22 protein-coding genes are annotated in these 23267 nt (G+C 64.7%); 21 read left to right on the top strand and 1 reads right to left on the bottom strand.

Annotated features, from left to right (window positions below):
• Window positions 1–1116 (bottom strand): ATP-dependent RecD-like DNA helicase, encoded by a 1116-nt coding sequence (locus RPS27_RS00665; protein ID WP_212067350.1) that lies wholly within the window; start codon window positions 1114–1116, stop codon window positions 1–3.
• 404 nt (window positions 1117–1520) lie between these two features.
• Between RPS27_RS00665 and RPS27_RS00670 the strand changes: the two genes are divergently transcribed.
• The 21 genes from RPS27_RS00670 (at window position 1521) to RPS27_RS00770 (ending at window position 23240) form a co-directional block, all read left to right on the top strand.
• A complete protein-coding gene (locus RPS27_RS00670; RefSeq protein ID WP_194404251.1) occupies window positions 1521–1868 on the top strand; it encodes a 4Fe-4S dicluster domain-containing protein in 348 nt (115 codons plus the stop codon).
• On the top strand, window positions 1861–2196 hold the full coding sequence (locus tag RPS27_RS00675; protein ID WP_194404250.1) for a chaperone NapD: 336 nt from the start codon (window positions 1861–1863) through the stop codon (window positions 2194–2196). Before RPS27_RS00670 ends, RPS27_RS00675 begins: the two co-directional genes overlap by 8 nt.
• Before the next feature lie 26 nt (window positions 2197–2222).
• Window positions 2223–4772 (top strand): nitrate reductase catalytic subunit NapA, encoded by a 2550-nt coding sequence (gene napA / locus RPS27_RS00680; protein WP_212067349.1) that lies wholly within the window; start codon window positions 2223–2225, stop codon window positions 4770–4772.
• A gap of 19 nt (window positions 4773–4791) precedes the next feature.
• Window positions 4792–5556 (top strand): ferredoxin-type protein NapG, encoded by a 765-nt coding sequence (gene napG, locus RPS27_RS00685; RefSeq protein WP_313753841.1) that lies wholly within the window; start codon window positions 4792–4794, stop codon window positions 5554–5556.
• On the top strand, window positions 5553–6497 hold the full coding sequence (gene napH, locus RPS27_RS00690) for a quinol dehydrogenase ferredoxin subunit NapH (protein ID WP_212067347.1): 945 nt from the start codon (window positions 5553–5555) through the stop codon (window positions 6495–6497). Before napG ends, napH begins: the two co-directional genes overlap by 4 nt.
• Window positions 6494–6961 (top strand): nitrate reductase cytochrome c-type subunit, encoded by a 468-nt coding sequence (locus RPS27_RS00695; protein ID WP_194404246.1) that lies wholly within the window; start codon window positions 6494–6496, stop codon window positions 6959–6961. The genes napH and RPS27_RS00695 overlap by 4 nt, the downstream gene beginning before the upstream one ends.
• Window positions 6962–6968: 7 nt before the next feature.
• Window positions 6969–7685: a NapC/NirT family cytochrome c gene (locus tag RPS27_RS00700; protein ID WP_194404245.1), complete on the top strand. Its 717-nt coding sequence runs from the start codon at window positions 6969–6971 to the stop codon at window positions 7683–7685.
• A 5-nt stretch (window positions 7686–7690) separates the two neighbouring features.
• Window positions 7691–8287, top strand: coding sequence for a DUF2478 domain-containing protein (locus RPS27_RS00705; protein WP_212067346.1), 597 nt, complete (start codon window positions 7691–7693; stop codon window positions 8285–8287).
• Between the two features lie 120 nt (window positions 8288–8407).
• Window positions 8408–9613 carry an LLM class flavin-dependent oxidoreductase gene (locus tag RPS27_RS00710; RefSeq protein ID WP_211416035.1) on the top strand — a complete coding sequence of 402 codons (1206 nt, stop codon included), beginning with the start codon at window positions 8408–8410 and terminating at the stop codon, window positions 9611–9613.
• Between the two features lie 226 nt (window positions 9614–9839).
• Window positions 9840–10616, top strand: a complete 777-nt coding sequence (locus RPS27_RS00715) for a LuxR C-terminal-related transcriptional regulator (protein WP_212067345.1) — start codon at window positions 9840–9842, stop codon at window positions 10614–10616.
• Window positions 10617–10803: 187 nt separating this feature from the next.
• Complete coding sequence (locus RPS27_RS00720; protein ID WP_212067344.1) at window positions 10804–11688, top strand: AraC family transcriptional regulator; 885 nt, start codon at window positions 10804–10806, stop codon at window positions 11686–11688.
• Window positions 11689–11885: 197 nt separating this feature from the next.
• Window positions 11886–12959, top strand: coding sequence for a sugar ABC transporter substrate-binding protein (locus RPS27_RS00725; protein ID WP_211416038.1), 1074 nt, complete (start codon window positions 11886–11888; stop codon window positions 12957–12959).
• 60 nt (window positions 12960–13019) lie between these two features.
• Window positions 13020–13844, top strand: coding sequence for an ATP-binding cassette domain-containing protein (locus tag RPS27_RS00730; RefSeq protein WP_212067343.1), 825 nt, complete (start codon window positions 13020–13022; stop codon window positions 13842–13844).
• Window positions 13841–15097, top strand: coding sequence for a sugar ABC transporter permease (locus tag RPS27_RS00735; RefSeq protein ID WP_212067342.1), 1257 nt, complete (start codon window positions 13841–13843; stop codon window positions 15095–15097). Before RPS27_RS00730 ends, RPS27_RS00735 begins: the two co-directional genes overlap by 4 nt.
• A gap of 27 nt (window positions 15098–15124) precedes the next feature.
• The gene (locus tag RPS27_RS00740; RefSeq protein ID WP_212067341.1) at window positions 15125–15853 is read left to right on the top strand and encodes an SDR family oxidoreductase; all 729 of its coding nucleotides are present in this window, start codon (window positions 15125–15127) and stop codon (window positions 15851–15853) included.
• Window positions 15854–15860: 7 nt separating this feature from the next.
• Window positions 15861–17486 carry an FGGY-family carbohydrate kinase gene (locus tag RPS27_RS00745; protein ID WP_212067340.1) on the top strand — a complete coding sequence of 542 codons (1626 nt, stop codon included), beginning with the start codon at window positions 15861–15863 and terminating at the stop codon, window positions 17484–17486.
• 166 nt (window positions 17487–17652) lie between these two features.
• Entirely contained in the window at window positions 17653–18984 is a 1332-nt protein-coding gene (locus RPS27_RS00750; protein ID WP_212067339.1) for an extracellular solute-binding protein, read from the top strand.
• Window positions 18981–20018 (top strand): ABC transporter permease subunit, encoded by a 1038-nt coding sequence (locus RPS27_RS00755; RefSeq protein WP_212067338.1) that lies wholly within the window; start codon window positions 18981–18983, stop codon window positions 20016–20018. Before RPS27_RS00750 ends, RPS27_RS00755 begins: the two co-directional genes overlap by 4 nt.
• 4 nt (window positions 20019–20022) lie before the next feature.
• A complete protein-coding gene (locus RPS27_RS00760; protein ID WP_211416045.1) occupies window positions 20023–20943 on the top strand; it encodes an ABC transporter permease subunit in 921 nt (306 codons plus the stop codon).
• A 9-nt stretch (window positions 20944–20952) separates the two neighbouring features.
• Window positions 20953–21714, top strand: coding sequence for a glycerophosphodiester phosphodiesterase family protein (locus RPS27_RS00765; protein ID WP_212067337.1), 762 nt, complete (start codon window positions 20953–20955; stop codon window positions 21712–21714).
• Window positions 21711–23240 carry an alkaline phosphatase D family protein gene (locus RPS27_RS00770; protein ID WP_212067336.1) on the top strand — a complete coding sequence of 510 codons (1530 nt, stop codon included), beginning with the start codon at window positions 21711–21713 and terminating at the stop codon, window positions 23238–23240. The genes RPS27_RS00765 and RPS27_RS00770 overlap by 4 nt, the downstream gene beginning before the upstream one ends.
• Window positions 23241–23267 lie beyond the last annotated feature (27 nt).

Below are 23267 nucleotides of genomic sequence, written 5' to 3' on the forward strand. Positions count from 1 at the left end.
TTACACCACGATACTCAATCGTTTCGCCGCCCGCGTGATGCCCGTGTATAGCCACCGCGCCCGCGAATCCTGGAACGCAAAGCTCTCGTCGAACAGCACGACGTCGTCCCATTGCGAGCCCTGCGACTTGTGCACGGTGAGCACGTAGCCGTAGTCGAACTCGTCGTACGGCTTGCGCTGCTCCCAGGCGATCTGCTCGATGCCGCCTTCGAAGCAATCGGCGCGCACCGAGACCTTGGTCACCTTGTGGCCGAAATCCTCGTCCGGCGACAGCCGCATCGAGAGAATGCGGGACTTCGAGCGCGAGGTGTTGCGCGACTTCACCCGCCACAGACCGCCGTTGAACAGGCCCTTCTTGCGGTTGTTGCGCAGGCACACCAGCTTGTCGCCGGCGACCGGAAAGGCGTCCTCGATGTTCTGGCGCTGCCGCACCCGCATGTTGTAGGCGCGGCGGGTGTTGTTGCGGCCGACCAGGACCTGGTCCGCGCCCATGACCCGGTCAGGATCGAGCTCCTTGCGCGAGACCACCTCGCTCTCGCCGTAGCGGCCGATGTCGAGCTCGCGGCCTTCGCGGACGTCCATCGACATCCGCACGATCGGATCGTCCTGCGCCTGGCGGTGCACCTCGGTCAGCATCGCATCGGGTTCGGTATTGGTGAAGAAGCCGCCGCCCTGGATCGGCGGCAGCTGCGCGGGATCGCCCAGAACCAGCAGCGGGCAGTCGAACGACATCAGGTCGCGCCCCAATTCGGCGTCGACCATCGAGCATTCGTCGATCACGATCAGCTTCGCCTTCGAAGCCGGCGCGTCGTCCCACAGCTCGAAGCTCGGCTGCTCCTCGCCGGATTCGCGGGCGCGATAGATCAGCGAGTGGATGGTGGAGGCGTCGTCGCAGCCCTTGTTGCGCATGACGAGGGCGGCTTTGCCGGTGAAGGCGGCGAATTTCACCTCGCCGTCGACGCCTTCCGCGATGTGCCGGGCCAGCGTCGTCTTGCCGGTCCCGGCGAAGCCGAACAGGCGGAACACCGGCGGCGTGCCGTTACGGCCGGGCTTGGCCTTGAGCCAGTCGCCGACGGCCTTGAGCGCGGCATCTTGATGCGGGGTGAAGCTTGGCATTGTTGTCTTGAGAAAGGGGCGACGCGCGGCGATTCGCCGCTCTCCAAGGTAACCATTCGACCCGTCCTTTCAAGGCGGATGCGGCCCCGAGAATCGAGGCCGGCAGCCCTTCCTGGTCGTGCCTTCTCGGCGCGTGAACCGGCTTCGTCGGCTCAAACATGAAAGCCGGGTAAACGCCCTGATCGATCGGCGCAATTTCACACCGCATTGGACTCGCGGGTTAATCGTTCGTTGCGCGCAATGACGATGCGCCCTTGATCTAGCGCAATGCGATCTGGACAGCACGAACCTATGGTCCGCAGCGGTGACAATGGCGTCGACCGAGGTGTGCCCGATGGGGCGCATTCTCCTGGAAAATTCCTGAACACGGGGCTGCCCGTGGGGATTCGGATATGCCGAGACCAATGTCACGACGCTCGCTGTTTTCTGCCGTTCTGCCGTTCGCATCCGGCCGCGACGCACTTGCGCCGCAGCTGGAAGAGACGCGCCCCGAACAGGTGGCGACGGTCTCCAGCGCGAGCGCCTGCGTCGAAAGACATGGCGTGGTCTGTCGCCGTTGCGTCGAAGCCTGTGAGCATTCCGCCATCCGCATTCTCGCGCGCGAGAAGCTGGGCGCCGTGATCGATGCTGCGGCCTGCACCGGCTGCGGCGACTGCATCCCGGTCTGCCCGGTCGAAGCCATCGCGCTCGCGCCGCGGGACCGCATCGCGCTCGTATCCGAACTTGCAAACCTGGTCGTGCACAATGGCTGAAGCCACCAACATCTGCGGCGTTGCCGTCTATCTCGCACCGAATGCGGAGCGCGATCTGACGGACCGAATCCTGGCGCTGCCCGGCGTCGAGCTGGAGGCTGCATCCGGCGAAAGCCGGCTCGCGCTGACCGTGATCGACACGCCGGCCTCGCTGGCGATCGACCAGATCGCCGCCATGCATCGCCTGCCCGGCGTCGTCAGTGCCTCGCTGATCTTTCACGCATTCGATACGGCCGATGACGAGAGCGCCGTCGAGACCGAGCCGTCCGCGTGCTGCGGCGGCACCTGCCAGAATTCCGGCGCGCATGCGCGCGCTTCCGCAATTTGAGATTCGTTGAGCCGGAGAGACCGACGATGGTTACGAAACTGACGAACGGAAATGAAGCCACGGCGACGCGCCGCGATGCGCTGAAGGCAGCTGCAGCGGTTGCTGCCGCCTCGACGATCGGGGTCACGCTGCCGGAAGCGGCGACCGCCCAGCCGGGCAAGACCGACGGCATCCGCTGGGACAAGGGCGTGTGCCGCTTCTGCGGCACCGGCTGCGGCGTGATCGTCGGCACCAAGAGCGGCAAGGTCGTGGCGACGCAGGGCGATCCCGATGCGCCGGTCAATCGCGGCCTCAACTGCATCAAGGGCTACTTCCTGTCCAAGATCATGTACGGCGAGGATCGGCTCACCCAGCCGATGCTGCGCATGAAGAACGGCAAGTTCGACAAGAACGGCGACTTTACGCCGATCTCCTGGGACGCGGCCTTCACGCTTATGGCCGAGAAGTGGAAGACGGCGTTGAAGGCGGGCGGGCCGTCGACCGTCGGAATGTTCGGCTCGGGCCAGTGGACGATCTGGGAAGGCTATGCCGCCGCCAAGCTGTACAAGGCCGGCTTCCGCAGCAACAACCTCGATCCAAACGCGCGTCACTGCATGGCCTCGGCCGTCACCGGCTTCATGCGCACCTTCGGCATCGACGAGCCGATGGGCTGCTATGACGATATCGAGCATGCCGATGCGTTCGTGCTCTGGGGCTCGAACATGGCGGAGATGCATCCGATCCTGTGGTCGCGCCTCACCGACCGCCGGCTGACCCATGAAGGCTGTGAGGTCCACGTGCTCTCGACCTTCGAGCACCGCTCGTTCGAGCTCGCCGACAATCCGCTCGTGTTCACGCCGCAGAGCGACATGGCGATCCTCAACTACATCCAGAACTACATCGTCAATTCCGGTGCGGTGAACAAGGACTTCGTCGAGAAGCACGTCGAGTTCGCATCCACGGTGACCGACATTGGCTACGGGCTGCGCCCGACCCACGCGCTCGAGGTGAAGGCGGTCAACGCCTCGCACAAGGCCGGCAAGGACGGTGCGCTCGATCCGGCCGGCTTCAAGGACAAGATCGGGTTCGAGGAGTACAAGAGGCTGCTCGAGCCCTATACGCTCGACTACGCCCACAAGATGTCGGGCGTTCCGAAGGAGAATCTCGAGCGGCTCGCAAAACTCTACGCCGATCCCAAGAAGAAGGTCATCTCCTACTGGACGATGGGCTTCAACCAGCATGCGCGCGGCACGTGGGTCAATAACATGATCTACAACGTGCACTTGCTGGTCGGTAAGATTTCCGAGCCCGGCAACGGCCCGTTCTCGCTGACCGGCCAGCCATCGGCCTGCGGCACCGCGCGCGAGGTCGGCACCTTCGCGCATCGCCTGCCCGCCGACCTGGTCGTCACCAACCCGAAGCACCGCGAGACGGCCGAGAAGGTGTGGCAGCTTCCCGAGGGCACCATCCCGGGCAACATCGGCTACCACGCCGTGCTGCAGAACCGGATGCTGAAGGACGGCAAGCTGAACGCCTATTGGGTTCAGTGCAACAACAACATGCAGACGGCCCCGAACATGAATGAGGAGGGCTATCCCGGTTATCGCAATCCGGCGGCCTTCGTCGTCGTTTCCGATCCCTATCCGACTGTGACCACGCTGGCCGCGGACCTCATCCTGCCGACGGCGATGTGGATGGAGAAGGAGGGCGCCTATGGCAATGCCGAGCGGCGTACCCAGTTCTGGCGCCAGCAGGTGAAGGCGCCGGGCGAGGCGCGCTCGGATCTCTGGCAGGTGATGGAGTTCTCCAAGTACTTCAAGATCGAGGAGGTCTGGCCGGAGGAATTGATCGCCAAGAAACCGGAAGTGCGCGGCAAGACGCTGTTCGACGTGCTCTATGCCAACAGCGAGGTGAACAAGTTTCCGATCACCGAATGCCAAAAGGGCTTCGAGAATTCGGAGAGCGCTGCATTCGGCTTTTACGTGCAGAAGGGCCTGTTCGAGGAGTACGCGAAGTTCGGCCGCGGCCACGGCCACGATCTCGCGGATTTCGAGCAATATCACCAGGCGCGCGGCCTGCGCTGGCCCGTCGTCAACAACAAGGAGACGCTGTGGCGCTTCCGCGAGGGCTATGATCCCTACGTCAAGCCGGGCGAAGGCGTGTCGTTCTACGGCAAGCCGGACAAGAAGGCGCGTATCATCTTCTGTCCGTTCGAGCCGGCGGCCGAAACGCCCGACAAGGAGTTCGATCTGTGGCTGTGCACCGGCCGCGTGCTGGAGCACTGGCATTCCGGCTCGATGACGCGCCGCGTGCCCGAGCTGCACCGTGCCGTGCCGGCCGCGACGCTGTTCATGCATCCGGATGACGCGGCCGAACGCAAGCTGCTGCGCGGCCAGCCGGTCAAGATCCAGACGCGCCGCGGCGAGGTGGTCACGCGGGTCGAGACCAAGGGACGCAACAAGCCGCCGCGTGGCCTCGTCTACTTCCCGTTCTTCGACGAAAGCCAGCTCGCAAACCAGCTCACGCTCGATGCGACCTGCCCGATCTCGAAGGAGACCGACTTCAAGAAGTGCGCCTGCCGCGTGACGTCAGCCTAAACCCCTCGATGGACGAGCCATGTCGGATTCCAGCCCAGGCATCCCGCGCGATCCGCGCCGCCGCAAGGCGCTGCAGGATATGACGCGTTTCGGCGGCGGCGCAGCCGTCGCCGCGACGATGCTGACGGGATTCGGCGTGTCCTCGCGGGCCAAACCTGCGCAGGCGCTGCGGCCTCCGGGCGCGTTGCCCGAGAAGGATTTCCTGGCGGCCTGCGTCCGTTGCGGCCTTTGCGTTCGCGACTGTCCCTACGACACCCTGAATCTCGCGGACTGGGCCGACGGTCCCGCATTGGGCACGCCGTTCTTCCAGGCGCGCAACGTCCCTTGCGAGATGTGCGACACCATTCCCTGCGTCAAGGCCTGCCCGACCGGCGCCCTCCAGCATGCGCTGACGGACATCGCCAAGGCCAAGATGGGCGTCGCCGTGATCACGAGCCGCGAGACCTGCCTAAATCTGCAGGGTTTGCGCTGCGACGTCTGCTATCGGGTCTGTCCGGCCATCGACAAGGCGATCACACTCGAAGTTTCGCACAACGCGCGCACGACCAAGCATGCGATCTTCGAGCCCGTCGTTCACGCCGAATATTGCACCGGTTGCGGCAAGTGCGAGAAGTCCTGCGTGCTGACCGAGTCCGCGATCAAGGTGCTGCCGATCGAGCTCGCCGCGCTGAAGCAGGACGAGCACTACAAGCGCGGTTGGGAAGAGAAGACCAAGGCCGGCGGAGCCCTCGTCGATGCGCCGCTCAAGCTGCCGGTGCGCAGACCCGAGGGAGGCGCGCCATGACGGCGAATGCCAGACCCTATGTCGAAGCGCGCGCGCAGAAAGGGCTTTGGGCCGCCTCGCGGTTTCTCGTGCTGCGCCGGAGCAGCCAGCTGGTCTTCCTCGCATTGTTCCTGTCGGGACCGCTTCTCGGCGTCTGGATCGCCAAGGGCACGCTGGCCTCGTCGATGACCCTCGGCACGCTGCCGCTGACCGATCCCTTCGTCTTCCTGCAGTCGCTCGCGGCGCGCCATTGGCCCGAGGGCCTCTCGGTGATCGGCGCGGCCATCGTGCTCGCCTGCTATCTCCTGTTCGGCGGCCGGACCTATTGCTCCTGGGTCTGCCCGATCAATCCGGTAACCGATCTGGCCGGCTGGTTGAGGCGGCGGCTAGGCATCACCTTCACGGCCAAGATCCGCCCGGACCTCAGGCTCTACTTCCTCGGCGCAGTGCTCGCGGCCTCGGCGCTGTCAGGGTCGATCGCCTGGGAGCTGATCAACCCGGTGACGGCGCTGCATCGCGCGCTGGTGTTCGGGCTCTGGTTCGGCGCCGGCGGAACGGCGGCGATCTTCGTGTTCGACCTGCTCGTCGCCAAGCACGGCTGGTGCGGTCATCTCTGTCCCGTCGGTGCGTTCTACGGTCAGATCGGCAAGGTCGCGCTGCTGCGCGTTACGGCCGACAACCGTGCGGCCTGCAACGACTGCATGGATTGCTTCGCCGTCTGTCCGGAGCCGCACGTCATCAGCCCCGCGCTCAGGGGTGAGCGGAGCGGCGCCACGCCTGTCATCACCGCGGGCGACTGTACGGTCTGCGGCGCCTGTATCGACGTCTGCTCCAAGCAGGTCTTCCATCTCGGTCTGCGCGGCCGCAATGCGGTGTGCCCTGACCCCTCCATGACCGCGCCATCGCCAGCGGCGCGCGTCGTCACTTCCCAGCCGGCCGTCCTTGAAAGGGACCTTCCATGACGTTTGTTCGACTGATTCCGTTGATTGCGGTGGCGGCCGTGACCGTCGCGCTTGCAATTCCGTTCGCGGCGTCGGGCCCGCTTGCGCAAGAAGCCAAGCCGGTCAAGGCGTTGCGCGAGGCCCCGCTGACCGAAATGTCGGCGCCGCCCGACGTGACCAAGCAGTCCGTGCCGGCGAGCGGCTTCGAGCGCGCCTATCGCCAGCAGCCGCCGCTGATCCCCCACAAGGTCGACGGCTACCAGATCACCACGCAGAACAACGCGTGCATGGGCTGCCACGACTGGCCCGGCAATACGCGGGTCAACGCGCCGAAGATCTCCGAGACGCATTACGTCGACCGCCAGGGCGTGCGGCTCGATAAGGTCGCCGGCACGCGCTACTTCTGCCAGCAATGCCACGTGCCGCAGGCCGATGCGAAGCCGCTGGTCGGCAACATCTTCCAGAACGCGACGCAGGCGAAGTGAGGCTGACATGCAGGACTCCAGCACTTCTGCCGCAATAGCCGCCGCACGGCCGGGACGCCTGAAGCGGCTGTGGCGATGGTTCTTCTCGCCGACGGCGCGCTATGCCTGGGGGCTGATCGTCGTCGTCGCGTTCGCCGCCGGCGTCCTGTTCTGGGGCGGCTTCAACTGGGCGATGGAGATGACGAACAACGAGCAATTCTGCATCTCCTGTCACGAGATGAAGGAAAACGTCTATCTCGAATATCGCAACACGGTTCACTATTCGAACCGCACCGGCGTTCGCGCGAGCTGTCCGGATTGCCACGTGCCGAAGGAATGGGGACACAAGGTCGTCCGCAAGATCCAGGCCTCCAACGAGGTGCTGCACAAGATCCTCGGGACCATCGGCACGCCGGAGAAGTTCAACGCGCACCGTATCGACCTTGCCAAGAGCGTGTGGCGCGGCATGAAGACGACGGATTCGCGTGAATGCCGCAACTGCCACAAGTTCGACCACATGGAGTATGCGGTGCAGGAGCCGCGCGCCTCCAAGCTGCACCAGACTGCGTTCGCGCAAGGCAAGACCTGCATCGATTGCCATCAGGGCATCGCGCACAAGCTGCCGCCCAAAGCGCAGGAGGGATATCGCGACATGCTCGACCATATCGACGAGGTCGGCCCCGTGCAGCGCATGATCGACTTCCTGCAGGATGCCGACGTCGCCAAGGCAAAGGCGGCGAGGTGATGGACATGCTCCAGCAATCTCGCGATACGGCGGATAGCGCCGCAAGGCCTTCCGCCGCCATCAGCGTTGCCTTGGTCTATGATTCGGGCCCCGCCGTGAACCGGTGGTTCTCAGGTCTCGTCACCGAGCTCCGCCGCTCCGACAAGAGCCTGGCCGGCCTGATCCAGGAGGATGTGCCCCAGCCCGGTCGCACACGCTGCGACATGGTTCTGCACGAGCTCGCCACCGGCCGGTCGATGTCGATCTCCGAGGACCTCGGCGCGGGCGCGACCTCCTGCCGTCTGTCGACGCCGCGCCTGCTCGAGGCGGCGCAACTTGTCGAGGCCCAGCTCGCCGACGCCGAGATCGTCTTTCTCAACAAGTTCGGCAAGGCCGAGGCGGAAGGCGGGGGCTTGCGCGACCTGATCGCCCATTGCATCGAGTCCGGCAAGAGCCTCGTGATCGGCGTTCCCAGCGGCAACCTCAAGGCCTGGAAGGATTTCTGCGGCGAGTATTTCAGGACGGTCGAGGTGACGGCAGAGCCGCACCACGACGCGATCGCGGCGCTTGCAGCTCTGCTCGGTCAGCATCCGCTCGGCAGCGAGCATCTGCAAATGATCTGAGTCTGCGCGCCGGCCCGCGATCCCTGTTCTTCCACGCCGCGGAATGACGTCGTGGTGGACAGGATCGCCTCGCTCAATACAATGCCCGCAACAACAAGACAGTAGCGGGAGAGCGACGCCATGAAGTTCGGCATCTTCTACGAGCTGCAACTGCCGCGGCCCTGGGTGGCCGGCGACGAGCTCGCCCTTTATCAGAACGCGCTCTCGCAGATGGAGCTCGCCGACAAGCTCGGCTACGACCATGCCTGGGTCGTCGAGCATCACTTCCTCGAGGAATATTCGCACTCGCCCTCGCCCGAATCCTTCCTCGCGGCGGCCAGCCAGCGCACGAAAAACATCCGGCTCGGCCACGGCATCCTCCAGCTCACGACCAACCATCCGGCGCGCGTCGCCGAGCGTGTCGCGGTGCTCGATCTGCTTTCGAACGGCCGCTGCGAGTTCGGCATGGGCGAGAGTGCGTCCATCACCGAGCTGACGCCGTTCGGCCGCGACATGGAGACCAAGAAGGAGGTGTTCGAGGAGGCGGTCGCCGCGATCTTCCCGATGTTTAGGGACGCTGGCAGCGAGCATCACGGCAAATATTTCGATATCCCCTTGCGCAACGTCGTGCCGAAACCGGTGCAGAAGCCGCATCCGCCGCTGTGGATGGCGTGCTCGCAGCTGCCGACCATCGAGCGTGCCGGCCGTCACGGCTTTGGCGCGCTCGGCTTCCAGTTCGTCAGCGCCGACGCCGCGCACGCCTGGGTGCACGCCTATTACAACGCCATGACCAAGCGGCTGCACAAGCTCGCCGACTACGAGATCAACCCCAACATGGCGCTGGTCTCGTTCTTCATGTGCGCCAAGACCGACGAGGAAGCGCGGGCGCGCGCGGACGGTGCCACCTTCTTCCAGTTCGCGCTGCGCTTCTACGGCGCTTCGCAGAACCGCCAGCGGCCCGCGCCCTACACCGTCAACATGTGGGACGAGTACAACAAGTGGAAGCGCGACAATCCCGAGGCGCAGGAGGCGGCGCTGCGCGGCGGCCTGATCGGCTCGCCCGAAACCATCCGCAAGAAGCTGAAGCGCTTCCAGTCCTCGCATATCGACCAGGTCATCCTGCTCAACCAGGCCGGCAAGAACAGCCACGAGCACATCTGCGAATCGCTCGAGCTGTTCGGCCGCGAGGTGATGCCGGAGTTCCAGAACGATCCGGCGCAAGCCGAGTGGAAGCAGGGCGTGATGAGCGGCGAGATCGAGCTGGAGGAGATCGATACGGAAGCCTTCACCGACCGCTACGGCAAGCTCGCCATCAACGTCGCCCCGGCGAAGGCGGCAGCGGGGTAGGGGGCTGTGCGCCTCCGATGGGCCCCGGCTCAGCAGCGCACCGCCGAAATGGCGCTGCGCTGCGTCCGGGGCACGGGACCGACAGTGGGGCACGTGTCCCGGACGCGCCGCAGCGCGTAGCGCTGCCGCGCAGAGCCGGGACCGAGAAGTGGCAGGCGCGTCCGACTTTCAGTCAAATCCCATCACTGCTATCCTCGCGCAAGAGAACGTCTGGCGGAGGAAACCAATGCGGCCCGAAGGGATGGCCTCGAATCTGGCGGCCGGCGACGTCACGCCGGCGGTGCTCGCCATCGGTCGCCCCGACTTTCCGAACGTCCTCATCGACACGCTGCGCCGCCACGCCGATGTCGGCCATTGCATGGTGTTCGCGCTGGATCGCGCCGGGGCCGCGTCCTGCCTGCTCGATGCCGGCAACATCCCGATCGGCGGCGACCTCGGCGCGGCCTATGCCGGCCAGTTCCACGAATCCGATCCCAATCGCGATGCGCTGTTCGAAGGCGAGGGCGGCGGGCCGATCATGCTGCCGGCATTCGCGCCGCGGATGTATGGCGCGCGCTACCGGAAAATCTTCTTCCACGATTCCGGCATCGTCGACAAATGCGCCACGGCGATCTGGGCCGGCGACACCTGCTTCTACGTCAACTTCTATCGCATCGCAGCCCAGGGCCGCTTCACCGCCGCGCAGCGCGAACGGCTTCAGGCGATCGCACCGGCGGTCGGCGCAAGCGTTGCGCGCCATTTTCAGCAGAAGGCGACGCCCGAACAGTCTCTCGCCACATTGTTCGCGACCCGTGCGCCGCTCGCTTCTCTCACACCGCGCGAGCAGGAGGTCTGCCGGCGCATCCTCGCGGGTTTCAGCTCCGAGGCGATCTCGCAGGGACTCGGCATCAGCCTGCATTCGACGCTGACCTACCGCAAGCGCGCCTATCAGCGGCTCGGCATCTCCTCGCAGGGCGAGCTGTTTGCGATCGTGCTGCAGCTGCTGACGCGCAGCCTGAACTGAGCCACGTCCTCGACGTCAGCGACGTCTGCTTCCGCCTGTCAAAAAAGTATCAGTTGCACCTTCAAATCGTGGTGGCGTGCGGGGGTACCGGTCGTTACTCTCGCCGGGAGAGGAAGCGCTGAGCAAATTCAGCCGATAGGGAACAGGGGCGGTCATTGCAAACCGCACCGGCCTGAAGGGAGCGGATATGGAACCGGACCTGGAAGTTGTCCAGATACGGCGCGGCGAGTCGTTCAAGGCGTGGTCGCACGGCTACCCATTCCACACGGTCCGCTGGCATTTCCATCCCGAATACGAGCTTCATCAGGTCGTGGCGACCAGCGGTCGCTATTTCGTCGGCGACTTCATCGGCGAGTTCGAGCCGGGCAATCTCGTGCTCACCGGTCCCAATCTGCCGCACAATTGGGTGAGCGATCTGCCGGCGGGGGGCACCATTCCGCTGCGCGGGCGCATCCTCCAGTTCAGCGAAGAGTTTATCGGTGACATGATGAAGGTCATGCCCGAACTGTCGGGCCTCGCCACGCTGCTGGAATTCTCCCGCCGCGGCGCGCTCTTCACCCGCTCTACCAGCGACAAGCTCGCCCCGCTGATGGAAGAGATCGTGACGGCGAACGGCGTGCGCCGGATCGAGCTGTTCCTGGTGATCCTGGGAACGCTCAGCCGCGCCCGAAATTCGCGCCCGCTTTCCAGCCCGAATTATCTGCCCGACCCGTCCGGATACATGTCTGCGGGCATGAACAAGGCGCTCGCGTTCATCCGGCAGAACCTGACGCAGCCTTTCGGTGAAGCCGAGCTCGCGGCCATCGCCGGTCAGTCGCAGAGCGCGTTTTCGCGCTCCTTCCGCCGGCACACCGGCATGTCACTGGTGCAATACGTCAAGCGCCTGCGCATCAATCTCGCCTGCCAGATCCTGATGAGCGACGAGCAGGCGTCCATCACGGACATCTGCTTCGAGGTCGGCTTCAACAATCTCTCCAATTTCAACCGGCAGTTCTTGGCCGAGAAAGGCATGCCGCCTTCGCGCTTCAGGCGATTGCTCGCGCAAAACAGCGATACGGCGCGCGCTGCCTAGGCGGCGAAAAGCAAAGGAGGACGACCAACGGGAAGAAGAACGTGGGCATGCCGATGGCAGCCCGCGACAGGAATCGCTTGTCCAGGAGTTTCGCGCGGCTTCGCAGCGCCAGCACTTGTCTCCGCCGGCAAGGGAAGCAGCGATTGCTCATCGTTAGGGATCAACCACGCACTCCAGTTCTGGAAAGGAAAGTCCGAATGAAAAGCCTCTCCCCGAAATATACGGGCACACTTGCTCTGGCCCTGTCGCTGCTCGGCACGACGGCCATGCTCTCGCAGGCCGCCGAGGTGAAGGACGCCACCGTTGCCTTCCTGATGCCGGACCAAGCCTCCACCCGTTACGAACAGCACGACTATCCGGGGTTCGCCGCGGAGATGAAGAAGCTCTGCGAGAGCTGCAAGGTGATCTACCAGAACGCCAGCGCGGATGCGGCGCGGCAGCAGCAGCAGTTCAACTCGGTGATCTCGCAGGGCGCCAAGGTGATCGTGCTCGATCCCGTCGACTCCACCGCCGCGGCCTCGCTGGTCAAGATGGCACAATCGCAGGGCATCAAGGTCATTGCCTATGACCGGCCGGTCCCCGACGCCAAGGTCGATTTCTACGTGTCCTTCGACAATCAAGCCATCGGCAAGGCCATCTCCGAATCGCTCGTCAAGCATCTCAAGGCCGCCAATGTCACGGCGAAGGAGGGCGAGGGCGTACTTGAAATCAACGGATCGCCGACCGATGCCGCTGCGGGACTCATCAAGAAGGGTATCCATGAGGGCCTTGATAAGAGCGGCTATCCCATTCTCGCCGAATACGACACGCCGGACTGGGCGCCGCCGAAGGCACAGCAATGGGCGAGCGGCCAGGTCACCCGCTTCGGCAAGAAGATCCTCGGCGTCGTGGCCGCCAATGACGGCACGGGCGGCGGCGCAATTGCCGCTTTCAAGGCCGCAGGCATCGATCCGGTGCCGCCGGTCACGGGCAACGATGCGACGATTGCCGCGCTTCAGCTCGTCATCGCCGGCGATCAGTACAACACGATCTCAAAGCCCAGCGAGATCGTGGCCGCCGCGGCGGCCCAGGCGGCGGTGAAATTCCTCTCCGGCGAGACGCCCAAGGCGGAAACCACGCTTTTCAATGCGCCGTCGAAGCTGTTCGTGCCGGCGGTCGTCACGCAGGAGAACCTGAAGGCGGAGATCATCGACAAGAAGATCCAGACGGCAGACCAGCTCTGCACGGGCCGATATGCCGCGGGTTGCAAGAAGCTCGGCATCACGCAGTAAACTGTGTTCGTCCCGGCCGCTCGGGCGGCCGGGACGAACGTCGAGAGGGCGGACTGACAAATGACTGCGATCCCGGATGTCGAGCACGTGCAGGGCGATCCGCGTCAGCCGGTCCTGAGTCTTCGCGGAATTTCCAAGCATTTCGGCGCCGTGTCCGCCCTGACCAATGTTGATCTCGACGTGCATGCCGGCGAGGTCGTGGCGCTCGTGGGTGACAATGGTGCAGGAAAATCCACGCTGGTGAAGATCCTTGCCGGCGTGCACCAGCCGACCTCCGGCACGATCGCTTTCGGCGGCGAGCATGTCGTCCTGTCCGATCCCTCCACCGCGCTCGGCCTCGGCATCGCAACCGTTTTCCAGGATCTGGCGCTCTGCGAGAATCTCGATGTGGTCGCGAATATCTTCCTCGGTCGCGAGCTCAATCCGCTGCGGCTCGACGAGGTCTCCATGGAGCTTCGTGCCTGGACCTTGCTCAACGAATTGTCGGCGCGGATCCCGAGCGTGCGCGAGCCCGTCGCGTCACTGTCCGGCGGGCAGCGCCAGACGGTTGCGATCGCGCGTTCACTGCTCACCGAGCCGAAGCTCATCCTGCTCGACGAGCCAACCGCCGCGCTTGGCGTCGCCCAGACCGCCGAGGTGCTCGACCTCGTCGAGCGCGTTCGCGCCCGCGGCCTCGGTGTCATCATGATCAGCCACAACATGGAGGACGTCCGCGCGGTCGCCGACCGGATCGTGGTGCTGCGCCTCGGCCGCAACAACGGCGAATTCGGGCCCGACGTCTCCAACCAGGATCTCGTCACGGCGATTACCGGTGCGGACGAAAACTCGGTCTCGCGCCGCGCCAGCCGGCGCCGCGCCCATCAGTCGCCGGAGCTTGGGCGATGACCGACGACACGCAACAAGTTTCGGCGGCGCGGCTGCTCGACCGCAGTGACGAACGGGTCAAGCACGCGGACACGCTTGGAAATACGATCCGCGGCTTCGTCGACCGTGTGCGGTCGGGCGACCTCGGTTCGCTGCCCGTGGTCGTCGGGCTCATCGTCATTTGCACGGCATTCGAGAGTCTCAATCCGGTTTTTCTCGCGCCGAACAATCTGGTCAATTTGCTGTTTGATTGCTCGACGGTGGGCGTGATCTCGCTGGGCATCGTCTGCATCCTGATGGTCGGCGAGATCGATCTCTCGGTCGGCTCGGTGAGCGGGTTTGCATCGGCACTCGTCGGCGTGCTCTGGGTCGGCCAGGATTGGCCGGTGGCCGTTGCCATCGTCACGGCCCTGATGCTGGGCGCGGCCATCGGCGCGCTCTATGCGTTTCTGTTCAATCGCCTGGGGATGCCGAGCTTCGTGTCGACGCTGGCCGGCCTGCTGGCGTGGCTCGGCCTGCAGCTCTATCTGCTCGGCTCCTCCGGTTCGATCAACCTTCCGTATGGATCGCCGCTGGTCAATTTCGGGCAGATGCTCGTCATGCCGCCGGTCGTGTCCTACGTGCTGGCGGCGCTGGCGAGCCTGATCATGTTCGTGGCCGGCTATCGGACGGCCGCGCGCCGGCGGGCGGCGGGGCTGTCGGCCAGTTCGCTTAGCCGCATGGTGCTGAAAGCGCTGCTGGTCACCATCGTGCTCGCATTCGCCGTCTATTATCTCAATCTCGGGCGCGGCATTCCCTGGATGTTCGGCCTGTTCGTCGGCTTGTGCGTGGTCATGAACTACGCGTTGACGCGGACCAAATGGGGCCGCTCGATGTCTGCCGTCGGCGGTAATCGCGAGGCGGCGCGCCGTGCCGGCATCAACGTTCGGCGCGTCTATCTGTCCGCGTTCGTGCTGTGCTCCACGCTGGCCGCCGCCGGCGGCATTCTCGCCGCGGCGCGGCTGGCATCGTCCAGCCAGCAGGCCGGGACCGGGGATGTGAACCTCAACGCGATTGCCGCTGCGGTCATTGGCGGCACGAGCCTGTTCGGTGGCCGGGGCAGCGCCTATTCCGCACTGCTCGGCGTCATCGTCATCCAGTCCATCGCAAGCGGCCTCACGCTGCTCGATCTCTCCTCGTCGCTACGGTACATGATTACGGGCGCGGTCCTTGCCATTGCGGTCATCGTTGATTCGCTGGCACGGCGCTCGCGTCTCTCTCATGGCCGAGCTTGAATAACTCGAACAAGAAAAGGACAAGCCTTGGCCCAGGAACTTGCAGGAAAAGTTGCCGCGATCACCGGCGCGGCGTCGGGCATCGGTCTGGAATGCGCCAGAGCATTGATCGGGGCGGGCGCGCGGGTGGTGCTGATCGATCGGGCGGAGGAGGCGCTGAGCAGCGCCTGCGCCGGGCTGGGCGATCAGGCGATTCCATTGCGTATCGATCTCACCGATCCCGCGAGTGTGGCAGCCATGATGCCGCAGGTACTGGAGAAGGCAGGCCAGCTGGACATCTTCCATGCCAATGCAGGCGCCTATGTCGGCGGCGAGGTGCTTGGCGGCGATCCCGACGCCTGGGACCGCATGCTCAATCTCAACATCAATGCGCTGTTCAGGTCGATCCATGCGGTACTGCCGCACATGGTCGAACGCAAAAGCGGCGACATCATCGTCACCAGTTCGATCGCAGGTCTCGTCCCCGTCGTCTGGGAGCCGATCTACACCGCCTCCAAGCACGCCGTGCAGGCTTTCGTGCACACGCTGCGCCGGCAGGTCGCCAAACACGGTTTGCGTGTCGGAGCCGTTGCGCCCGGTCCGGTCGTGACCGCGCTGATCAAGGACTGGCCCAAAGCGAAGATCGAGGAGGAAATGGCGGCCGGCGGCTTGATGCAGCCGGTGGAGGTCGCAGAGGCGGTGCTCTTCATGCTGACGCGTCCGAGAAACGTCACCATCCGCGACCTCGTCATTCTCCCGCAGAGCAACGATCTGTAGCGTCTTCATGACCAGACAATCCGATCACCGCCATTTCCTTGGCATCGATGTCGGCACCGGCAGCGCACGGGCCGGCGTATTCGACCGCTCCGGCAGACTGATCGCGAGTGACAGCGCCCCTGTCGCGCTGTGGCGGGAGGCCGGCGACGTCGTCGAGCAGTCGAGCGAAGATATCTGGCGTGCCGTCTGCCGCAGCGTGCGGAGCGCGGTGGCACAGGCCGGCCTCGCGGCGGATGGCATTGCCGGCATCGGCTTTGACGCGACCTGCTCGCTGGTGGTGCTTGGCGAGGGGGGCGCGCCGCTGCCGGTTGGCCCGTCGGGCGATCCTGCCCGCAACGTCATCGTATGGATGGATCACCGCGCCGCCGATCAGGCGCGCCGGATCAACCAGACCGGCGAGAAGGTTCTCGATTATGTCGGCGGCACGATCTCACCCGAGATGGAGATGCCGAAACTGTTGTGGCTCGCCGAGAACATGCCCGAGACATTCTCCCGGGCGTGGCAGTTCATGGACTTGACGGACTTCCTCACCTGGCGCGCGACAGGCAGCTTGTCCCGCTCCATCTGTACCGTGACGTGCAAGTGGACTTATCTCGGTCACGAGAACCGTTGGGATGACAAATTCTTCCACAAGGTCGGCCTCGGCGTGCTCGCCGACGAACAGTTCCGCAGGATCGGCACCGAGATCGTGCCCGGCGGAACAAGGCTGGCGGCGGGCCTGACCGCGGAGGCCGCGGCCGATCTCGGTCTCGCGATCGGTACGCCGGTCGCCGCAGGCTTGATCGATGCGCATGCCGGCGGCGTCGGCACGGTGGGCGCGCGCGGTACGGCCGGCACGGTGCTGACGCGCATGGCCTATGTGTTCGGAACCTCAGCCTGCACCATGACGACCACGCCGGACCCATCCTTCGTGCCCGGCGTTTGGGGGCCCTATTTTTCCGCCATGGTGCCCGGGCTTTGGCTCAATGAAGGCGGGCAGTCGGCCGCCGGCGCCGCCATCGAGCATCTGTTGCAGATGCATCCGCATTCCGCGCGAGCGGCCCAGGCCGCAAGCCGGAAGCAGCAGACGCTTGCCGATTGGCTTGCCTCGGAAACTGAATCCCGCGGCGGTGCCGAAATGATTCCGCAGTTGGTCGGCGAGGTTCATGTCGTCCCCGAGTTTCTCGGCAATCGCGCGCCATTCGCGGATCCCGACGCGCGTGCGCTGATTGCTGGGCTCGATATGCGCTCGGATCTGGAGAGCCTGCTGGCGCTTTATCTGGCCGGGCTGTGCGGTCTCGGTTGCGGGGCGCGCCAGATCGTTCGCGCTCAGCAAGACAAGGGCATTGCGGTCGACACGATCGTGGTCAGCGGCGGCGCCGCAAAGAGCGGTCTCGTGCGGCAAATCCTCGCCGATATGACGGGCCTGACGGTCGCTGCGTCGGCCTCCCCGGAGGCCGTCCTGCTCGGCTCCGCGATGCTTGGGTCGGTTGCCTCAGGCGATCATGCCGATCTCGGCGAGGCGATGCAGGCGATGTCGGTTTTGGGAGACGTCCATCGGCCCCAGGCCAGTTTGGCAGGCTGGGCCTATCGGCGCTTCGCCGCCTTTGAGGCCCTGCAAAAAGTCGGTCGGGCAATGAGAAGCGCTTCTTAGCCGCTTTGCCAACTGAACCCGCTAGCCAGGCCCGGCTTGCGTCTGACCCGGCAATGCCTGCTGGAGAAGAGGGCGCCCGACCCTCTTTCATCATCTCGACACATATGTCATGATAGAAGTACAAATGTATAGGCCGGCTTGTTTGCCCGGCGAGGGAGGGCTGCCCATGAGTAGGAAAGTCGCATTCATTGCGGCCTTGTTCGGTGCGTTGGCATTGGCTGGTCCGGCGCAGGCGCGGGTCGAGGTCCAGTGGTGGCACGCCATGAGCGGCGTCCTCGGCGACCGGCTCAATGAGCTGGTCGAGAAGTTCAACAAGTCGCAGGACAAATACACGGTCGTCGCGGTTGCCAAGGGCAACTATGACGAGGTGACCAACGGGGTGATCGCCGCCTATCGCGCCAAGCGGCCGCCGGAGATGGTGCAGATCGCCGAGCGCGGTTACATGACCATGCTGCTGTCAGGGGCCATCGTTCCCGTGCAGGATCTGGTGGAGCAGAAGGGTTACAAGATCGACTTTTCGGACTTCATCAAGCCCGTGGCGAGCTTCTGGAGCTACAAGGGGCGGATGTCGGCGATGCCCTTCAACTCGTCGACGCCGATCTTGTGGTACAACAAGGATCACTTCCAGAAGGCCGGTTTCGACAAGCCGGCCGAGACCTGGCAGGAGCTGGAGAAGCAGCTCTACGCCATCAAGTCCAAGGGGATCAGCGAATGCGGCACGGTGCTGCCCGGCGACTTCTACTGGAGCCTGCTCGAGAACTACAGCGCCATCAACAATCAGCCCTACGGTACGCTGGCGAACGGCTTCGACGGGCTCGGCACCGAGTTCGTGTACAACAAGACGAAGGTGGTGTCGCAAGTCGCGCGGCTCAAGAAATGGCTCGATGACGGCGTGATGCAGATCGCGGGCCAAGGCTTCAGTCCCGAGCAATTGTTCACGTCGGGCCGGTGTTCGACCTTCGTCAATTCGACCGCATCGCATGGCAACATCGAGCGCAACGCGACCATCAGCTGGAGCGCCACGTTCCTGCCGCACGAAAGCGACATCAATCCGCCTCTCAACAGCACCATCGGAGGCGGCGCCATCTGGGTCATGAAGGGTCACACGCCGGAGCGCTACGAGGCCGTCGCGGCTTTTCTGGATTTCGTCGCCCAGCCGGAAACCCAGGTCTGGTGGCACGGCGCGACCGGTTATGTTCCGGCGACGAATCGCGCCTATGCGCTCGCGCGGGAGCGGGGTTATTACAAGGATCATCCGACCAGGGAGATCGCGGTGCTGCAGCTCTCGCGGGGCACGCCGAACGAGAACTCGCGCGGCTTCCGCTTCGGCAATTTCGTGCAGACGATGCTGGCCCAGCGCCAGGAGGTCGAGGCTGTGTTCTCCGGCCAGAAGCAGCCGCAGCAGGCCATGGATGACGCGGTCAAGCGGGGTAACGAGATCCTGCGGCAGTTCGAGAAGCTGAATGCCGGAAAGACTCCGGAAACCGAGCGTCCATGACGCTGCGCCTGTCCATCCCGTGGCGTGACGCGCGCGCGCCCGTGCTTTTGCGAAGGCACGGGAGCGGCGGGTCCAAGGCCCTGCCGGCGGCGGCCGCCGGCAGCTCGCGCAGGTCGGGAAAGACGCGGCGGCGCGAGGAGGCCGGACTGAAGCGCGCCAATTTCGGCGATGGTCCGGGCCTGCCGACGCTGCTGTTGCTGCCGCAATTGCTGATCCTGCTGTTCTTCTTCTTCATTCCGTCGCTGCGGGCGCTGATGCAATCCGTCCTGCTCAGCGATCCCTTCGGCAATAACGTCCAGTTCGTCTGGTTCGATAATTTCAAGGCGCTGCTTGCGAGCAGCGACTACCGCCAGTCGATCGCGGTGACGTTCTGGTTCACGGTGGCGCAGAACGTGCTGACATTGGGCAGCGCGCTCGTGCTGGCCTTTGCCACGGACAGGATCGTGCGTGGCCGCTCGGCCTATCGCACGATCATCCTGTTGCCCTATGCCATAGCGCCCGCGATCGCCGGCATCCTGTGGGCCTTCCTGTTCAATCCGGCAGTCGGCCCGCTCGCGCAGGTGCTGCACAGTTTCGGCATCGCATGGGACCCCAACCTCAATCCGACCGATGCGCTGATCCTGGTGACGCTCGCCGCGTCCTGGAAGCACATCTGCTACGACTACATCTTCCTGGTCGTGGGCTTGCTCGCGGTACCGGTGTCGCTGATGGAGGCCGCCGCCGTGGACGGCGCGGGGCCGATCCGCCGCTTCGTCTCGATCGCGCTGCCGATGCTCGGGCCCACCATCTTCTTCCTCACGGTGATGAACTTCATCTATGGCTTCTTCGAAACCTTCGCCATCATCGATGCCGTGACGAAAGGCGGGCCGGCCGGTGCGACCAATATCCTGGTCTACAAGGTCTTCGTCGACGGCTTCGTCAATCTCGATCTCGGCTCTTCGGCAGCACAATCGGTTCTCTTGATGAGCTTTGCGCTGATCTGCACGCTGCTGCAATTCCGCTACTTCGACCGCAAGGTCAATTACGGGGTCTAGCCGCATGGTCGAACGCTCGCCGGTCCTCAACATGGTCTGCCACGCGATCCTGATCGCGGGCGCGCTGATGGTCTGCGTACCCCTGTATTTCGCGTTCGTCGCCGGCTCGCTCACGGTGGCCGAGGTGCAGAAGGTGCCGTTGCCATGGCTGCCGGGAGGCCAGTTCTTCGACAATCTGCAGCTGGCCTGGAGCAAGGGCAATTTCAGCCGCACCTTCGCCAATTCGATCATCGTTGCGCTCGGCATCACGGCCGGCAAGATCGCGGTGTCGTTGCTCTCGGCCTTCGCCATCACCTACTTCCGCTTCCGCTACCGAATGCTCGCATTCTGGCTCATCTTCATGTCGCTGATGCTGCCGATCGAGGTTCGGATCGTGCCGACCTTCGAAGCCGTGGCCAATGCGGCGCTGCCGCTGCAATGGCTCCTGGAGACCCTGCATGTCGCGGAGATCTGGACCTGGATCAGCGGGCATGAGGTCGCGATCGCGCTCGAATGGAACATGGTCAATACCTATCCCGGGCTGATCCTGCCGCTGATCGCCTCGGCCACTGCCACGTTCCTGTTTCGCCAGTTCTTCCTGACCATCCCGGAGGAGCTGTGCGAGGCGGCGCGGCTGGACGGCGCCTCGCCGCTGCACTTCTTCTGGAGCATCCTGCTGCCGCTGTCCGTCCCGAACATGGTGGCGCTCGCCATCATCCTGTTCCTGTTCGGCTGGAATCAGTATCTCTGGCCGCTGCTGTTCACGACCGACAAGGACATGGCAACGGCGGTCATCGCGTTGAAGGGCCTGATCCCGCGCTCCGACAGCGAGCCGGCCTGGAATATTGCCATGAGCGGTGCGCTCCTCACGATGTTGCCGCCGGTACTGGTCGTTCTGCTGTTGCAACGCTGGTTCATCAAGGGTCTTGTCGACAGCAGCAAATAGGAATTGATCATGGTTTTCATCGCCGGGCATCGCGGCGGACGCAATCTTTGGCCGGAGAACAGCCTGACCGGTTTCCGCAATCTGTGCCGGGAAGGGGTCGACGCAGTCGAGTTCGACGTGCATCAGAGCACGGACGGCGGGCTTGTCGTGATCCATGATCCGCTGCTCGATCGCACCACCTTCGAGACGGGACCGGTGGGCGCGCGCAGCCTGCGACAATTGACGGCAACGCGTCTGCGTGATGCCGGCGATGAGTGCATTCCGACCCTGGACGAGGTGCTCGATGTGTACAGCGAAACCACGCTCGAACTGCATATCGAGATCAAGACGGATGCGCTCGGCAATCCCTATTCGGGCCTCGAGGCGCGGCTGATCGACCATATCAAGCGCCGCGGCCTGGAACGGCGCGCGGTCATTACCTGCTTCGTGCCGGGGGTGATCGAGACCATTCGTCGGCTATGGCCGGAAGCGCGGGTCCTGGTTTCGCTCGACCGGCGTTCGGCAGAGATGATGGGCGGGATCGAGCCCGCGCTGGCGCAATTGGCCGCCATTCCCGGCTGCATCGTCGCGGTCGAAAAATCGCTGCTGGGGCTCGCCTTGCCGCTTGCCCTCGAGATGCTCGGCTCCGAGCGTCTCGGTGCATGGGTGACCAACGAGCCCGAGGATATCGCTTACTGGCTCGCCCAGCCGGTGCGGCAGATCACGACCGATCGGCCGGATCTCGCCGTGAGCATTCGTCGCAGGCTCGAAACGATGCCGGCGCGGCCATGATTGCCCGCCGCCGCTTTCTCGTGGGATCGCTGGCGAGCGCCGCCTTGGCTGCGCCCGCCGGCTTTGTCCGGGCAGCGCCGGTCTCGTTCCGTGCAGATCCCTTCACGCTCGGTGTTGCCTCCGGATGTCCGCGTGAGGATCGCGTCGTCCTGTGGACCCGCCTTGCGCCGCAGCCGCTCGAGGACGGCGGCATGCGGGACGCGTCGGTGGACGTCGAATGGCAGATTGCGGAGGACGAGGCCTTCTCGCGTATCGTCTCCCGCGGCGTCGTGCGGGCCACGGCCGAGCTTGCGCATTCCGTGCATGCCGAGGCGACGGGCTTGCTGCCGGATCGCGTCTACTGGTACCGCTTCCGTGCCGGTCCGGCGCTCAGCCCGGTCGGACGCACCCGGACCGCGCCCGCCGGGTCGTCGCGGCCTTTCCGTTTTGCCTTCGCATCCTGCCAGCAATACGAGCAGGGCTATTTTGCCGCCTATCGCGACATGGCTGCACGCGATCTCGATCTCGTCGTGCATCTCGGCGACTACATCTACGAGAAGTCCTGGGGATCGCGCCACGTCCGCCAGCACGACGTCGGAATTCCGACGACGCTCGAGGAATTCCGCAACCGCTACGCGCTCTACAAGAGCGATCCCGACCTGCAGGCGGCGCACGCCGCCTTGCCCTGGCTTTCGGTCTGGGACGATCACGAGGTGATGGACGACTATGCCAATGATCGCTCCTACACCGTGCACGACGCCGGTCAGTTCCTGAAGATCCGCGCGGCCGCCTATCAGGCCTATTACGAGCACATGCCGCTGCCGCTTTCGGCGCGCCCGCGCGGCGCGAACGCCACGATCTACGAGCACTATCGCTTCGGCGAGATGCTCGACGTGCTCCTGCTCGACGACCGGCAATATCGCTCGGCATCTGCCTGTGTCGGAAATGGGCGGCCGACCTGGGTGACGGACTGTGCAGGCCGCACCGACGAAGCGCGGACGATGTTGGGCCGGGACCAGGAGCAATGGCTGGATGCGCGCCTGCGCGACTGTCGCGGCCGCTGGACCATCGTCGCGCAGCAGACCTTGATGGCGCAGGACAAGCGCGAAGCAGACGACGGCGCGCGTTTCTGGATGGATGGCTGGGACGGCTATCCCAATGCACGCCGCCGGCTCCTTGATTCGCTTATGGCGCATCGCCGGCGCAATCCGATCGTGATCGGCGGCGACCGCCACGCCTTCTTTACCGCCGATCTCAGGCGTGATGACGCCCGCCCGGATGGCCCGACCATCGCGACCGAGTTCGTCGGCACGTCGATCAGCTCAGACGGGCCGAGCGAAGCCAGCGTCCGCAAGGCGCTGGCGGAGAACCCGCATCTGCTCTATGCGCGTGGCGACAAGCGCGGCTATGCGACCGTCCAGCTCGACACCCGGCATTGCACCGTGGGATTCGAAGCGCTCGACGACGTCAAGGACGCCGCGAGCGCCGTGCGCCGGCTGACGAGCTTTGTGGTCGAGGATGGCGTGCCGGGCGCGAAGACCGCATGACGACATCCGCATGCTGCAGATTTGACG

Source organism: Bradyrhizobium sp. WYCCWR 12699, assembly GCF_032144035.1.
Taxonomy (GTDB): Bacteria; Pseudomonadota; Alphaproteobacteria; order Rhizobiales; family Xanthobacteraceae; genus Bradyrhizobium.

Excerpts from the sequence above, each read along its gene's own strand:
- RPS27_RS00730 (WP_212067343.1), top strand. The coding sequence starts at position 13,020 with ATGACTGCGATCCCGGATGTCGAGCACGTGCAGGGCGATCCGCGTCAG.
- RPS27_RS00720 (WP_212067344.1), top strand. The coding sequence starts at position 10,804 with ATGGAACCGGACCTGGAAGTTGTCCAGATACGGCGCGGCGAGTCGTTC.
- RPS27_RS00715 (WP_212067345.1), top strand. The coding sequence starts at position 9,840 with ATGCGGCCCGAAGGGATGGCCTCGAATCTGGCGGCCGGCGACGTCACG.
- RPS27_RS00665 (WP_212067350.1), bottom strand. The coding sequence starts at position 1,116 with ATGCCAAGCTTCACCCCGCATCAAGATGCCGCGCTCAAGGCCGTCGGC.
- RPS27_RS00765 (WP_212067337.1), top strand. The coding sequence starts at position 20,953 with ATGGTTTTCATCGCCGGGCATCGCGGCGGACGCAATCTTTGGCCGGAG.
- RPS27_RS00670 (WP_194404251.1), top strand. The coding sequence starts at position 1,521 with ATGTCACGACGCTCGCTGTTTTCTGCCGTTCTGCCGTTCGCATCCGGC.
- RPS27_RS00705 (WP_212067346.1), top strand. The coding sequence starts at position 7,691 with ATGCTCCAGCAATCTCGCGATACGGCGGATAGCGCCGCAAGGCCTTCC.
- napH (WP_212067347.1), top strand. The coding sequence starts at position 5,553 with ATGACGGCGAATGCCAGACCCTATGTCGAAGCGCGCGCGCAGAAAGGG.
- RPS27_RS00710 (WP_211416035.1), top strand. The coding sequence starts at position 8,408 with ATGAAGTTCGGCATCTTCTACGAGCTGCAACTGCCGCGGCCCTGGGTG.
- RPS27_RS00770 (WP_212067336.1), top strand. The coding sequence starts at position 21,711 with ATGATTGCCCGCCGCCGCTTTCTCGTGGGATCGCTGGCGAGCGCCGCC.
- RPS27_RS00695 (WP_194404246.1), top strand. The coding sequence starts at position 6,494 with ATGACGTTTGTTCGACTGATTCCGTTGATTGCGGTGGCGGCCGTGACC.
- RPS27_RS00675 (WP_194404250.1), top strand. The coding sequence starts at position 1,861 with ATGGCTGAAGCCACCAACATCTGCGGCGTTGCCGTCTATCTCGCACCG.
- RPS27_RS00745 (WP_212067340.1), top strand. The coding sequence starts at position 15,861 with ATGACCAGACAATCCGATCACCGCCATTTCCTTGGCATCGATGTCGGC.
- RPS27_RS00750 (WP_212067339.1), top strand. The coding sequence starts at position 17,653 with ATGAGTAGGAAAGTCGCATTCATTGCGGCCTTGTTCGGTGCGTTGGCA.
- napA (WP_212067349.1), top strand. The coding sequence starts at position 2,223 with ATGGTTACGAAACTGACGAACGGAAATGAAGCCACGGCGACGCGCCGC.
- RPS27_RS00700 (WP_194404245.1), top strand. The coding sequence starts at position 6,969 with ATGCAGGACTCCAGCACTTCTGCCGCAATAGCCGCCGCACGGCCGGGA.
- napG (WP_313753841.1), top strand. The coding sequence starts at position 4,792 with ATGTCGGATTCCAGCCCAGGCATCCCGCGCGATCCGCGCCGCCGCAAG.
- RPS27_RS00725 (WP_211416038.1), top strand. The coding sequence starts at position 11,886 with ATGAAAAGCCTCTCCCCGAAATATACGGGCACACTTGCTCTGGCCCTG.
- RPS27_RS00735 (WP_212067342.1), top strand. The coding sequence starts at position 13,841 with ATGACCGACGACACGCAACAAGTTTCGGCGGCGCGGCTGCTCGACCGC.
- RPS27_RS00760 (WP_211416045.1), top strand. The coding sequence starts at position 20,023 with ATGGTCGAACGCTCGCCGGTCCTCAACATGGTCTGCCACGCGATCCTG.
- RPS27_RS00755 (WP_212067338.1), top strand. The coding sequence starts at position 18,981 with ATGACGCTGCGCCTGTCCATCCCGTGGCGTGACGCGCGCGCGCCCGTG.